Below are 13,745 nucleotides of genomic sequence, written 5' to 3' on the forward strand. Positions count from 1 at the left end.
TCCTTAGAAATAACCCTGACGTTTCTTCAGCTCCATGGAGCCTGCCTGGTCGCGGTCAATCACGCGCCCCTGTCGCTCGCTGGTGGTCGACACCAGCATCTCTTCGATGATCTCCGGTAGCGTCTGCGCACTGGACTCCACCGCGCCGGTCAGCGGCCAGCAGCCGAGGGTGCGGAAACGGACCATCTGTTTTTTGATGACTTCGCCCGGCTGCAGGTCGATGCGATCGTCATCGATCATCATCAGCATGCCGTCGCGCTCCAGCACCGGGCGCTCGGCGGCCAGGTACAGCGGAACGATCTCGATGTTTTCCAGATAGATGTACTGCCAGATATCCAGCTCGGTCCAGTTAGAGAGCGGGAAGACGCGGATGCTTTCGCCCTTGTTAATCTGGCCGTTGTAGTTGTGCCACAGCTCCGGACGCTGGTTTTTGGGGTCCCAGCGGTGGAAGCGATCGCGGAAGGAGTAGATACGCTCTTTAGCGCGGGATTTCTCTTCGTCACGACGCGCGCCGCCGAAGGCCGCATCAAAACCGTATTTGTTCAGCGCCTGCTTCAGCCCTTCGGTCTTCATGATATCGGTGTGTTTGGCGCTGCCGTGCACGAACGGGTTAATGCCCATCGCCACCCCTTCCGGGTTTTTATGCACCAGCAGCTCGCAGCCGTAGGCTTTCGCGGTACGATCGCGGAACTCGTACATCTCGCGGAATTTCCAGCCGGTATCCACGTGCAGCAGCGGGAACGGCAGCGTACCTGGATAAAACGCTTTACGCGCCAGATGCAGCATGACGCTGGAATCTTTACCGATGGAGTACATCATCACCGGGTTAGAAAACTCGGCGGCCACTTCGCGGATGATATGGATACTTTCCGCTTCGAGCTGCCGCAGGTGTGTAAGACGTTTTTGGTCCATAACCGTTCCTTAAGCCAAATTTACAACAGAAGAACCAAAGCCTTCTGTATCGGTTGTGTGCTGAAACCAGGCGAGCGTGCTGTGCAGCTGCACCACTTCCCCCACCACGATCAGGGCGGGCATAGGGGCGTCTTTCGCCAGGGTTGCAAGATGTTCCAGGGTGCCCGTCGCAACGTGCTGATCGACGCGCGTGCCGCGAGAAATGACGGCAACGGGGGTCGTCGCCTCGCGACCGTGCTGAATAAGCTGTTCGCTGATGTCCGCCGCCTTCATCGTGCCCATGTATATCGCCAGCGTCTGGCGGCTCTGGGCGAGATGCGACCAGTCAAACGGCGTGCTGTCCGCCTTATAGTGGCCGGTCACAAAGGTGACGCTCTGGGCGTAATCGCGGTGGGTCAACGGGATACCGGCGTAAGCCGTCACCGCAGAGGCCGCCGTGATGCCGGGCACCACCTGGAACGGTATGCCCGCTTCGGCCGCCGCCTGCAGCTCTTCGCCGCCGCGCCCGAAGATAAACGGATCGCCCCCCTTCAGGCGCACCACGGTTTTGCCCGCTTTGGCGGCGTCAACCAGCATCTGGTTGGTGTCGTGCTGCGGCACAGAGTGCTCGCCAGCCCGTTTGCCCACGCAGATTTGCTCCGCGTCACGACGGATCAGCTCGCGCACGCCGTCGGTGACCAGATGGTCGTAGAACACCACGTCCGCGTCCTGCAGCACCTGCAGGCCGCGCAGCGTCAGAAGCCCGGCATCGCCCGGCCCCGCGCCCACCAGGATGATCTCCCCGCCGGTGCTGCCGGGGTTATCCAGTTCGTCTTCAAGAATTTTCTGCGCCGCTGTCTCATTACCGGCATGCATCAGGCTGGCAAAGCGGCCGCGAAACACGCGCTCCCAGAAGCGACGGCGTTCCGTCACGCTGGTCAGGCGGGTTTTCAGATGGTTGCGCCAGTAACTGGCTTTCTCAGCCATCCGCCCGAGGCTGGTCGGCAGCAGCGCTTCGATTTTTTCCCGCAGCACGCGCGCCAGCACCGGTGCGGTCCCGCCGGAGGAGATCGCCACCAGCAGCGGCGAGCGGTCAACGATCGACGGGAAAATAAATGAGCATAAAGGCTGGTCGTCCACCACGTTCACCAGGCGGTAACGGGCCTGAGCGGCGTCGGAGATCCGCCGGTTGAGGTCACGATCTTCGGTCGCCGCAATCACCAGCACGACGCTATCGATTTGTGACTCGTGAAAATCCGCCTCTGCAACGACCTGCACCTGCGCCCCTGCGCGCTGCAGAAACGCAATTTTGCGATCGGCGATTTCACCCGTGCCAACAACCAGCACCGGTTTCTCTTTAATCGCAGCAAATAAGGGCAGATAGTCCACAGGCAACAACTCACTAACAACGAGGAATAGAGGGACTATAGGGGGCGGCTTAGACCGAATGAAATTACGAATTGGAATGAGTAGTTACTCAATGGAATAACGCGATGAAAATGCTAATACCAAAAAGTGCTTAACACGCGATATTTCGGGCATTTAAGAGCAATTCAAATTGTGTATGGACGATCACAGTTTCATACTAGGCGGGTGACTATTTTGCTCTGTTTTTAAGGACTCACTATGTTTTCCGCAACGCGCCACCGTATTGCTGCCCTGGCGCTCGGCGTTTGCTTTATTCTTCCCGCTCAGGCAAAAAACCAACCTTATGGTGAAATCGCCAATATGCAGGCGCGGCATATTGCCACCGTTTTCCCCGGTCGCATGACCGGATCGCCTGCGGAAATGCTCTCTGCAGACTATCTTCGCCAGCAGTTTGCCGACATGGGTTATCAGAGCGATATCCGATCGTTTCACAGCCGCTATGTCTATACCTCCCGAAATAAAACGAAAAACTGGCATAACGTGACCGGCAGTACGGTGATTGCGGCCCACGAAGGTACCGCAAAAGAGCAAATTATTATTATGGCGCACCTTGATACCTACGCCCCGATGAGTGACGCCGATACGGATAATAATCTTGGCGGGCTGACGCTGCAGGGCATGGACGACAATGCCGCAGGCCTCGGCGTGATGCTCGAACTGGCCGAGCGGATGAAAGATATTCCCACCCAATATGGCATTCGTTTTGTTGCCACCAGCGGCGAAGAAGAGGGCAAACTCGGCGCTGAGAATCTCCTTAAGCGCATGAGCGCTGAGGAGAAGAAAAATACGCTGCTGGTGATTAACCTCGACAACCTGATCGTCGGCGACAAGCTCTATTTCAACAGCGGGCAAAGTACGCCGGGTACCGTGCGGAAGCTGACGCGCGACCGGGCCCTGGCGATAGCCCGCAGCCATGGTGTTTATGCCACCAGCAACCCTGGCGGTAACCAGGATTATCCGCGAGGCACAGGCTGCTGCAACGACGGGGAAGTGTTCGATAAGGCGGGCATTCCGGTGCTGTACGTGGAAGCGACAAACTGGGCGCTGGGCAAAAAAGATGGCTACCAGCAGCGGGCTAAATCGAAGGCCTTCCCGGACGGGACGAGCTGGCACAACGTGATGCTGGACAATCAGCAGCACATCGATCGCGCGCTGCCGCAGCGGATTGAGCACCGCAGTCGTGATGTGGTGAAGGTGATGCTGCCGCTGGTGAAGGAGCTGGCGAAAGCGGGGAAAGCCTGAGGCCGTTAAGCCCGGTGGCGGCTAAGCCTTACCGGGCCTACATAGGGAACGAGCCTTTGTAGGCCCGGTAAGCGCAGCGCCACCGGGCAAAAAGGTTATCACCCTTCGTGCAACCCGCACTCACGCTTCAGCCCGAAGAATCGCGTCTCTTCTTCCGCCATTCCCGGTTCCCACTTACGCGTGGTGTGGGTATCGCCCACCGACAGATAGCCCTGGTCCCACAGCGGATGGTATTTCAGCCCGTGCTTTTGCAGGTACTGATACACCGTCCGGTTATCCCAGTCGATAATCGGCAGCACTTTAAACACCCCGCGCTGCACCGCCAGCACCGGTAAAGTTGCCCGGCTACCGGACTGCTCGCGGCGCAGACCCGCAAACCACGTCTGCGCATTAAGCTCTTTCAGCGCCCGGTTCATCGGCTCAACTTTGTTAATCTCATTGTACTTCTCAATGCCCTCAACGCCCTGCTCCCACAGCTTGCCGTAGCGCGCCTCCTGCCAGGCCGCGCTTTCCGTCGCGCGGTAAACTTTGAGGTTCAGCCTGAGCTTGTCCGTCAGCTCGTCAATGAACTGGTAGGTTTCCGGGAACAGGTAGCCGGTATCGGTGAGGATCACCGGAATGTCCGGACGGATCTGATTCACCAGATGCAGGCTGACCGCCGCCTGAATACCAAAGCTCGACGAGAGCACATACTCTCCCGGCAGGTTTTCCAGCGCCCATGCCACGCGCGCTTCGGCGTCCAGCTTTTCAAGGTGGGCATTGGTTTCTGCCAGCGCCAGAATGCGTTCGACTTTTGGCAGGTCATTAAGGGCGTTTAGATCGAGTACGGACATAAGAACCTCGTTTGCCTGTTTTGCCGGGCGGCACTGCGTTTGCCCGGCCTACAACACCTGTAAAACCGTCGGGATGTTACTCCCAGAAATCCCTCGCGGGATCGAGCACCGGGCGAATGATGCCCGCACGCACCGTAAAGTCGCCGAAGCCTTCACCCGCTTCGCGCTCTTTCGCCCAGCGCCCGACAAGCTCGTCGATGGAATCAAGAATTTCCGGCTCGGTGATGTTCTCGCGGAACATACGCGGGATGCGCGTACCGATTCGGTTACCGCCCAGGTGCAGGTTGTAACGACCCGGCGCTTTCCCCACCAGTCCGAGCTCGGCCAGCATCGCGCGACCACAGCCGTTCGGACACCCGGTGACGCGCATAACTATATGCTCGTCCGGAATGCCGTGTTTTTCCAGAATCGCTTCCACTTTGTCGGTAAACGACGGCAGGAAACGTTCCGCTTCCGCCATCGCCAGCGGACAGGTCGGGAACGACACGCAGGCCATTGAGTTTTCGCGCTGCGGCTTCACCGCATCCATCAACCCATGTTCGCGCGCCAGCTTCTCGATCTTCGCCTTCTGGCTTTCCGGCACGCCGGCAATGATCAGGTTCTGGTTAGCGGTAATGCGGAACTCGCCCTTATGGATCTTCGCAATTTCCAGCAGACCGGTTTTCAGCGGACGCCCTGGATAATCCAGAATACGACCGTTTTCGATAAACAGCGTCAGGTGCCATTTATTGTCGATACCCTTCACCCAGCCAATGCGATCGCCGCGCCCGGTGAATTCGTAAGGGCGGATCGGCTCAAACTTGATGCCCGCGCGACGCTCCACTTCCGCTTTGAACGTCTCGACGCCCACGCGCTCCAGGGTGTATTTGGTTTTCGCGTTTTTACGGTCGGTACGGTTACCCCAGTCGCGCTGGGTCGTCACCACCGCTTCCGCCACGGCCAGCGTATGCTCCAGCGGCAGGAAGCCGAACTCGCTGGCGGTACGGGCGTAGGTTTTCTTGTTACCGTGTTCGATGGACAGGCCGCCGCCCACCAGCAGGTTAAAGCCAATCAGCTTGCCGTTTTCGGCAATCGCCACGAAGTTCATGTCGTTGGCGTGCAGGTCGATATCGTTCTGCGGTGGAATAACGACCGTGGTTTTAAACTTACGCGGCAGGTAGGTCTGACCGAGGATCGGCTCTTCGTCGGTGGTCGCGACTTTTTCCTGATCGAGCCAGATCTCTGCATAGGCGCGCGTGCGCGGCAGCAGGTGCTCGGAGATCTTCTTCGCCCACTCGTACGCTTCGGCGTGCAACTCGGACTCATACGGATTCGAGGTGCAGAGCACGTTACGGTTCATGTCGTTGGCGGTCGCCAGCGCGTCCAGCCCAACGGAGTGCAGCATCTGGTGCACCGGCTTGACGTTCTTCTTCAGAATGCCGTGAAACTGGAAGGTCTGACGGTTAGTCAGACGGATGCTGCCGTAAATCGTGTTTTCACCGGCAAACTTGTCGATCGCTTGCCACTGTTTGGTGGTAATCACCCCGCCCGGCAGACGGCAGCGCAGCAGCATCGCGTGACGCGGCTCCAGCTTCTGCTCTGCACGCTCGGCGCGGATGTCGCGGTCGTCCTGCTGGTACATGCCGTGGAAACGGATCAGCAGGAAGTTGTCGCCTTTGAAACCGCCGGTGAGACCGTCATTCAGATCTTCAGCAATGGTGCCACGCAGATAGTTGCTTTCCAGCTTCATGCGCTCGGCGTCTGTCAGTTTACCTTCGACCACCAGTGGCCCTGGATGTTTTTCGCTCATTAGTAGACATCTCGCTGATAACGGCGCTCAACGCGCAGCTCACTTAAAAATTCGTCCGCCGCTTCGGCATCCATACCGCCGAATTCGGCAATCACTTCCAGCAAAGTCTGCTCAACGTCTTTCGCCATGCGATTGGCGTCGCCGCAGACATAAATGTGGGCACCGTCATTGATCCAGCGCCACAGTTCTGCGCCCTGTTCGCGCAGTTTGTCTTGTACGTATACTTTTTCTTTCTGGTCGCGAGACCAGGCCAGATCGATGCGGGTCAGTACGCCTTCTTTCACATAGCGCTGCCACTCGACCTGGTAGAGGAAATCTTCGGTAAAGTGCGGATTGCCAAAGAACAGCCAGTTTTTACCCGGCGCGCCGTCTGCCGCGCGCTGCTGCATGAAGGCGCGGAACGGCGCAATGCCGGTGCCCGGGCCAATCATGATGACCGGCGTTTCCGGCTTGACCGGCAGGCGGAAGTTATCGTTGTGCTCAATAAAGACGCGCACTTCGCCCTCTTCTTCCACACGATCCGCCAGGAAGCCTGATGCCCCACCCGTGCGGGCGCGGCCTTCGATATCGTAACGCACTACGCCGACGGTAATATGCACTTCACTCTCCACTTCAGCCTGCGAAGAGGCGATGGAGTACAGGCGCGGAGTGAGCGGACGCAGCAGACCGATCAGCGCATCGGCATCCAGCTGAGCCGGAGAGAAGCGCACCATATCAACGATCGGCGTCGTCGCGGCGTAATGCTGAAGTTTCGCCTTGTCGCCCACCAGCGGCAGCAGGGATTCGCTGCGCGTCAAGGTGGCATAATTTTCGACGATATTCGGGGTGTTCACCGTCAGCTCAAAATGCCACTGCAACGCATCAGAAAGCGGCTGCGTTTTACCGTCAACGGTGACAGGCTCGTCGCCTTTCAGCCACAGCAGCTCAACCAGCTCTTTCACCAGCGCCGGATCGTTCTGATACCAGACGCCCAGCGCATCGCCAGGCTGATAGCGCAGGCCCGAGTCGCCCAGATCGATTTCGATATGGCGCACATCTTTTTCTGAATCGCGGCCGGTAATTTTCTGGTTCACCGACAGGCTCGCCGTCAGCGGCGCCTCTTTGGTGTACGGGCTGGTGTGGATGTCGTTAACAGCACCCGTCGCGGTGAACGCGGCCTGCGTCGACGTCTCTTTCGGCACGCGCGCTTTTAGCACCTCAACGATGCGGGCGCGCCATTCGGCGGCGGCGGCCTGGTATTCGACATCCGCGTCAACGCGGTCCAGCAGGCGCTCCGCGCCCAGCTCCGCCAGCTTGCTGTCGAAGTCTTTGCCGGACTGGCAGAAGAATTCATAGGAGGTGTCGCCCAGGCCAAAGACGGCAAACGCCGTGCCATCCAGCTTCGGCGCTTTTTTCGAGAACAGGAACTTATGCAGCGCCACCGCTTCTTCAGCGGGTTCACCTTCACCCTGCGTAGAGGCAACCACCACCAGCAGTTTTTCCGACGCGATTTGCTTAAATTTGTAATCCCCGGCGTTGACCAGGTTCACGTTCAGTTTCGCGGCCAGCAGGTCGTCGCGCAGTGCTTCGGCCACGCGGCGGGCATTGCCCGTCTGCGAGGCGGAAATCAGGGTAATGGCCGGAATTTCAACGGCCGTGGCCGGTGCACCCGCCACAGCGCCAGGCTGTTGATTGAGCATTCCCCAGAAATAACCGGAGACCCAGGCAAGCTGAGTGGGAGAAAAATCAGAGGTGGCAGCCTGAAGGCGCGCCAGTTGCTCCGGGTTCAGGGGAAGCAAATTTGAAGGTGGGGCCTGTGTTGTCATGCGTCGTTATGTTCCAGTAGCCAAGCGGACTTTAAGCGAATAAATCCAAACTGAAGATAAGGTTAACGGCGAGGATAATAACAATTAAAGAAGGGATGGAAATAATAAATAACCAAATGGACTAACCTGTTTTGGTTGTCATGCTTAGCGATAAAACCGATTAAATAACCTTCTGAAATAAAAGAACAAATAGCGATAAACACCCTGAATACGAGGTGGTTGCCGCTCAGAGCCGTTTTAGTTAATGCTAAAAATTGTGCTTTCCGGTACTATGCGGCGGTTTTTTCCGCATTACTGAGAGCGATCATGTCCACCACACTGTTTAAAGATTTCACCTTCGAAGCCGCCCACCACCTTCCGCATGTCCCTGAAGGGCATAAATGTGGCCGTCTGCACGGGCATTCGTTCATGGTGCGTCTTGAGATCACCGGTGAAGTTGATCCGCATACCGGTTGGATCATGGATTTTGCCGAGCTGAAGGCGGCGTTTAAGCCGACCTACGATCGTCTGGATCACTACTACCTGAATGAGATCCCGGGCCTCGAAAACCCAACCAGCGAAGTGCTGGCAAAATGGATTTGGGATCAGATGAAACCGCAGGTACCGCTGCTGAGCGCGGTGATGATCAAAGAGACCTGCACCGCGGGCTGCATCTATCGCGGGGAGTGATCGTCCTCATCCTCGCAGGCGTTTAACGGCGTAAGTTCATAAAGAACGAGCGCGTTACTTTCCAGCGACTCCGTGATTTGCCAGCCGTCATAAAGCCGTTCATCGTGTACGGAAAGCGTTGGACGCGCTTTATGCGCAATCCAGTTCCACATCTCTTCGTCAGGCCCGCTTTCGCTTCGAACGCCTTCCAGCAGCGGGTAAAGCGCGCCGTTATGACGATCGAACAGGTGGCGCTTGATGCGCCATCTGCCGCACGCTCCTTGCAGCTGCAGGTGGTGGTGCTGCTGAAAACGCTGGATAAAGGCCTCTTCACTCGACAACAGCGGATTGAATACCACCACGTTGCGCAGCAGCAGTTGGTAGCCACCTTCATGACGCAGCAGTAGCACGCTCTTATCGTTAACGAGCACCTCTCCCCGCAGACGCTGCCACAGCCAGAGTACCCAATAGATGGGCCGTGGAAGGCCGTGATTATATTGAAGCGCAAGGCTCGATGTATCGAGGGTGTTGTTCGCCCTCGCTTCTCCCTGTAAACCAGAATTTAGCCAGAAGCCCGCCAGCCAGACCTGTTCTGAAAGCCCGAGCAGGTTTTGCATCAGCAGCGCGCCGCGGAAAAACCAGCCGTTGGTCGCCCGCGTGTTGCCGGTAAGGGTATTCCATGAGAGTAACCATACCGGCAGCGTCCGCTGCCGCTGGCGAAGGGCGGCGAGGATCTGACGGACCTTTAGCACAGGGTAATTTTCAGACGAGGAAAGATGCGCGGGATCCAGCTGCGCCAGATCGAGCAGTTCATTGGCATCGGCCGGACACGCGAGGAAATCAGCCTGGTTCAGGATAGCTGACTGGAACAGCGCGTCACCGCCAGGCCCGGTTCCCGCGGGTAAGAAACGATGCCATACGCCAAACTTCGCCTGCGGAAGGTACGACTTGAGCACCGCTCGCTGCGTGTGCCAGGCTTGCTCCTGCGTTTCCGCGTTGGCCTGAGAAGACCAGTGCATAACCGCGTGCCAGCCTGCGGTGACGTCGGGCGAAAAACGGTTAATCGATAGCTGCAAAAAACGCGTCAGCAGATCGCATCGGGTGGTGACGCCCGTGTGCAGCAGCACTGTCCAGCCCTTTTTGGCCACCCAGCTGAACACCTGCTGCAGATTGTACCAGCAGGCGTAGCCGGCCATCTCGGGATCGTCCCACCCCGTGGCGAACAGACGGCTGCTGAGAAAAGGTTCCGCGATATCAATACCCTCAATGGGGATCGCTTCATGAAGCGCCTCCAGATGCTGGCGAACATCCTCCCGCAACAAATCGTCGAGCTCGCGCAGGGTCACAACAAGCCGCGTGCGGCGCAGCGAAGCCGAGATCGGGTGAAGCTGCGCCAGATTCAGGATCCGCTCCTGACGCGGCGCGTGGGCGAGCGGAGGGGGTTCCCAGCCGTGCGCCTCAGCGCCGTTAAGCAGGCCGAAAAGCGTATCCACCGCAACGGGAAAGCGCTGCTCGTCCGCACTCGCCCGCAGGCGGGACGCCTCTGGGCGATGGCGCCCGGCCTTGCGAAACTCGCCCGGAGACATGTTGTGATAGCGCCGGAAGCGATCGGTCATTATGCGCGTGCTGGCAAACCCGTGCTCCAGCGCAATCTGATGCAGAGGACGGCTGGTGAGACGCAGGGCGTCAGCCGCTTTTTCCAGCCGCAGGGCGGTGATGTACTGCATAAAACTGACTCCCGTCTCTTTTCGAAAGAGACGGGAGAGCCACGCTTCTGAGACGAACTCACTCTCTGCGATTTCGGCCAGCGTAATGCGGCGGGTGTAGCTGGCGTCGATCCGCTCCAGGACACGGGCGATGCGCTTGCTTACGTTCGCGTGCTGGTGCCGGGGTTTCTGGCGAGTGGGCTGCTGAAAGCGACCGGTTAGCAGCAACAGGATCTCGCTCAGCCAGCGATTCGCCTCCAGCCGATAGCGGCGCGGATCGTTCACCAGCGTCACCACCAGAAGCTGGCGCAGCAGGTGCCGAAGCGCGTCGCACTGCGGCAAGCTCCCGCCGGGCTCCGCCGGAATCGCATAGTCATGGGCAAAAAAGTCTTCGTACAGCTGGATGACCCAGCCCCCGGAGAGGGTGACACGCAGGGTGACGTTAGCGCTCCGGCTGCTGAACCGCCAGCGCTGATGGCGGTTTATTATCGCAAGACCGTTTGTCTGCATCGTTTCTGGCCCCGCGTCGGCGTGCAACTCCCCCTCACCCTCCAGCACCCAGAGTATCGTCAGCGAATCACCTTCATCCTGCGCATAGCGTCGGATGTCCTCAACGGTTACCGCAAACTCACTTTTACGCTGCTTCATTTGCTGCTCCTGCCAGGACAAATAATGACATCCTCTTTTTTGTCATAACTGAATCGTATGAAAAACAATCAGAAAAAAGGCGTCGATTCACAACAAAAAAGGGCGTTTTCCGGCAATGCGATCGACATAAACTCGAAACTAACACCATTTGGCAGGAAAAGGATAACAAAAATGACACATCCAATTGTTGACGCGCTGCGAGGCTCCGAGGCTCAGTTCACTGAATTACGACGCGAGTTTCACCGGCATCCCGAAATCGGCTTCGAGGAGCATAAAACCAGCGACCGCGTCGCGGCACTCCTGAAGCAATGGGGCTATGAGGTCCATCGGGGAATGGCCAAAACCGGCGTGGTCGGCACCCTGAAGGTGGGCAACGGCAGCAAACGTCTGGGCCTGCGCGCCGACATGGACGCGCTGCCGATGCAGGAAAATAGCGGCAAAGCGTGGAGCAGCACGGTTGAAGGTAAATTTCACGGCTGCGGACACGATGGGCACACCACTACCCTGCTTTATGCCGCAGAGTATCTGGCCCGTACCCGCAACTTTAGCGGCACGCTGCATCTGATTTTTCAGCCAGCCGAAGAGCTGCTGTATGGCGGGCGCGTCATGGTTGAAGACGGCCTGTTTGAACAATTCCCCTGCGACCATATTTTTGGCCTGCATAACATGCCCTCCCAGCCGCTTGGGAAAATTGGCCTGCGCGATGGCGCCATGATGGCCTCCTCTGACACCATACATATTGAAGTGAACGGCGTAGGGGGACACGGCGCCGTTCCGGAACACACCGTTGATGCTACGCTGGTTGCCTGTCACATCACCCTCGCCCTGCAGTCGATTGTGTCGAGGAATATCACCCCATTCCAGCCGGTCGTCGTGACCGTGGGCAGCATCCAGGCGGGACATGCCCCGAATATTATCAACGATAAGGTACTCATGAAGCTGACCGTGCGCACGCTGGATGAAGCGGTGCGTCAAACCGTCCTGCAGCGGATCCACGACATTGCCGTGGCGCAGGCTGAGAGCTTCAACGCCACGGCCACGATTCGTCACGTGAATGGCAGCCCGGTGCTGCGCAATAGCCCGCAGGCCAATGACATGGTGCGCACGGTGGCGACAGACCTGTTCGGTAAGGATGCCGTCACGTCGGTGAATGCCTTTATGGGAAGCGAAGATTTTGCATTCATGCTCGAGAAAAACCCCAACGGCTGTTACTTCACCCTCGGTGCGGGAGATGAGCCGGACCGCTGTATGGTGCATAACCCAGGCTACGACTTTAACGACAAGCTCCTGCTGACCGGGGCGGCCCTCTGGACTGCGTTAACCGAACACTATCTGCGCTGATTCGCGCCAATCTGAGGGCTGCACGATGAGTACCGTTCCACTGACAGACACAACGTCCTACGCAGGTAACGATCGGCTGCTGGCCGGTATTGTGATGAGCGTCCTGACATTCTGGTTATTTGCGCAGTCTGTGATTAACGTTGTGCCGGCAATGAAAAACAGCCTCGCAATCTCTCTTGAAACCCTTACGCTGGCGGTCAGCCTTAGTGCGCTATTCAGCGGCTGTTTTGTCGTTGCCTGCGGGGGATTTGCCGATAAGTTTGGCCGCGTGCGCATGACATACATTGGCCTGATGCTGAGCATCATCGGCAGTGCCTTACTCTTCGTATCGTGGGAGCCCGTTCTGTTTTTGCTGGGGAGAGCGATACAAGGTCTGTCAGCGGCCTGCATCATGCCCGCCACGCTGGCGCTGATTAAAACCTGGTATCAAGGCAACGCTCGCCAGCGGGCAATCAGCTTTTGGGTCATCGGCTCATGGGGCGGCAGCGGCCTGAGCTCATTTGTCGGCGGTGCCATCGCCACCACGCTCGGCTGGCGCTGGATCTTTATTTTTTCCATGCTGGTGGCGGCGGTGGCACTCCTGCTGATTCGCGGTACCCCGGAAAGCCGAAGCGACGGCGCACGTCGCCATAAGCTGGATACTAGCGGCCTGGTGAGTTTTGTCCTTATGCTGGTGCTGCTGAATCTGTTTATCAGCAAAGGACACGGTTGGGGCTGGAGCAGCGGCCTGTCATTGCTGGTGCTGGGTAGCGCCGCGCTGGCAGCGGCCTGCTTCGTGCTCACCGGGCGACGCAAGGGTGATGCGGCGCTGATTGATTTTGCCCTGTTTAAAAACCGAGCCTACAGCGCCTCGGTATTCTCTAACTTTTTGCTCAACGGCTGCATTGGTACCATGATGATTGCCAGCATCTGGCTGCAACAAGGCCACCGTCTGTCACCACTGCAAACCGGCATGATGACGTTGGGGTATCTGATTACCGTGCTGGCGATGATCCGGGTGGGGGAAAAGCTGCTTCAGCGCTACGGCGCGCGCCTGCCGATGATGACCGGGCCGCTGCTGACCGCAACGGGCATCACGCTTATCTCCTGCACGTTTTTAAGCAAGGAGATCTACATCATCACCGTCTTTCTCAGTAACATTTTATTTGGGCTGGGGCTGGGATGTTACGCTACGCCGTCAACGGATACGGCGGTGATGAACGCGCCAGAAAACAAAGTCGGGGTGGCCTCTGGGGTGTACAAAATGGGCAGTTCGCTGGGGGGAGCGATGGGGATCGCGGTTACCGCGTCGCTCTATGCGCTGCTGCTGCCGCTGGGCATGGCCAGCGCCGCACAGTATGCGCTTCTTTTTAACAGCGCGATGTGTCTCGCTTCGGTGGGAGTGACCTGGGCGTTACTCCCTTCAGGTCGGGGG

At 58.1% G+C, this 13,745-nt stretch carries 10 protein-coding genes; 4 read left to right on the top strand and 6 right to left on the bottom strand.

The window, feature by feature from the left end; genetic code table 11:
* Positions 1-3: 3 nt before the first annotated feature.
* On the bottom strand, positions 4-912 hold the full coding sequence (gene cysD, locus ACMWJS_RS08615) for a sulfate adenylyltransferase subunit CysD (RefSeq protein WP_006811770.1): 909 nt from the start codon (positions 910-912) through the stop codon (positions 4-6).
* Between the two features lie 9 nt (positions 913-921).
* Positions 922-2,271, bottom strand: coding sequence for a siroheme synthase CysG (gene cysG, locus ACMWJS_RS08620; protein ID WP_162270769.1), 1,350 nt, complete (start codon positions 2,269-2,271; stop codon positions 922-924).
* A 246-nt stretch (positions 2,272-2,517) separates the two neighbouring features.
* On the opposite strand from cysG, the gene ACMWJS_RS08625 reads away from it, so the two are divergent.
* Positions 2,518-3,561 (top strand): aminopeptidase, encoded by a 1,044-nt coding sequence (locus ACMWJS_RS08625; RefSeq protein ID WP_414746943.1) that lies wholly within the window; start codon positions 2,518-2,520, stop codon positions 3,559-3,561.
* A gap of 98 nt (positions 3,562-3,659) precedes the next feature.
* On the opposite strand, the gene cysH is transcribed toward ACMWJS_RS08625, so the two are convergent.
* From cysH to cysJ, 3 genes are all read right to left on the bottom strand, one after another.
* Positions 3,660-4,394: a phosphoadenosine phosphosulfate reductase gene (cysH, locus tag ACMWJS_RS08630; RefSeq protein WP_193357660.1), complete on the bottom strand. Its 735-nt coding sequence runs from the start codon at positions 4,392-4,394 to the stop codon at positions 3,660-3,662.
* A 76-nt stretch (positions 4,395-4,470) separates the two neighbouring features.
* Complete coding sequence (gene cysI, locus ACMWJS_RS08635) at positions 4,471-6,183, bottom strand: assimilatory sulfite reductase (NADPH) hemoprotein subunit (RefSeq protein WP_024909261.1); 1,713 nt, start codon at positions 6,181-6,183, stop codon at positions 4,471-4,473.
* Positions 6,183-7,988, bottom strand: a complete 1,806-nt coding sequence (gene cysJ, locus ACMWJS_RS08640; protein ID WP_414746944.1) for an NADPH-dependent assimilatory sulfite reductase flavoprotein subunit — start codon at positions 7,986-7,988, stop codon at positions 6,183-6,185. Before cysJ ends, cysI begins: the two co-directional genes overlap by 1 nt.
* Before the next feature lie 306 nt (positions 7,989-8,294).
* On the opposite strand from cysJ, the gene queD reads away from it, so the two are divergent.
* Positions 8,295-8,657 (top strand): 6-carboxytetrahydropterin synthase QueD, encoded by a 363-nt coding sequence (gene queD / locus ACMWJS_RS08645; protein ID WP_196346625.1) that lies wholly within the window; start codon positions 8,295-8,297, stop codon positions 8,655-8,657.
* Here the strand turns inward: queD and ACMWJS_RS08650 are convergent.
* Positions 8,642-10,990: a helix-turn-helix transcriptional regulator gene (locus ACMWJS_RS08650; RefSeq protein WP_414746945.1), complete on the bottom strand. Its 2,349-nt coding sequence runs from the start codon at positions 10,988-10,990 to the stop codon at positions 8,642-8,644. The genes queD and ACMWJS_RS08650 overlap by 16 nt on opposite strands.
* A 171-nt stretch (positions 10,991-11,161) precedes the next feature.
* Here ACMWJS_RS08650 and ACMWJS_RS08655 point away from each other — a divergent pair, with 171 nt between their 5' ends.
* Both ACMWJS_RS08655 and ACMWJS_RS08660 read left to right on the top strand, forming a co-directional pair.
* Complete coding sequence (locus tag ACMWJS_RS08655; RefSeq protein ID WP_414746946.1) at positions 11,162-12,331, top strand: M20 aminoacylase family protein; 1,170 nt, start codon at positions 11,162-11,164, stop codon at positions 12,329-12,331.
* A 25-nt stretch (positions 12,332-12,356) separates the two neighbouring features.
* Positions 12,357-13,745 (top strand): MFS transporter (locus ACMWJS_RS08660; protein WP_414746947.1); only part of this gene is annotated, 1,389 nt, incomplete at its 3' end.

This window comes from Enterobacter sp. HK-058-C-ECC (genome assembly GCF_047531125.1).
Lineage (GTDB): Bacteria > Pseudomonadota > Gammaproteobacteria > Enterobacterales > Enterobacteriaceae > Enterobacter > Enterobacter quasiroggenkampii.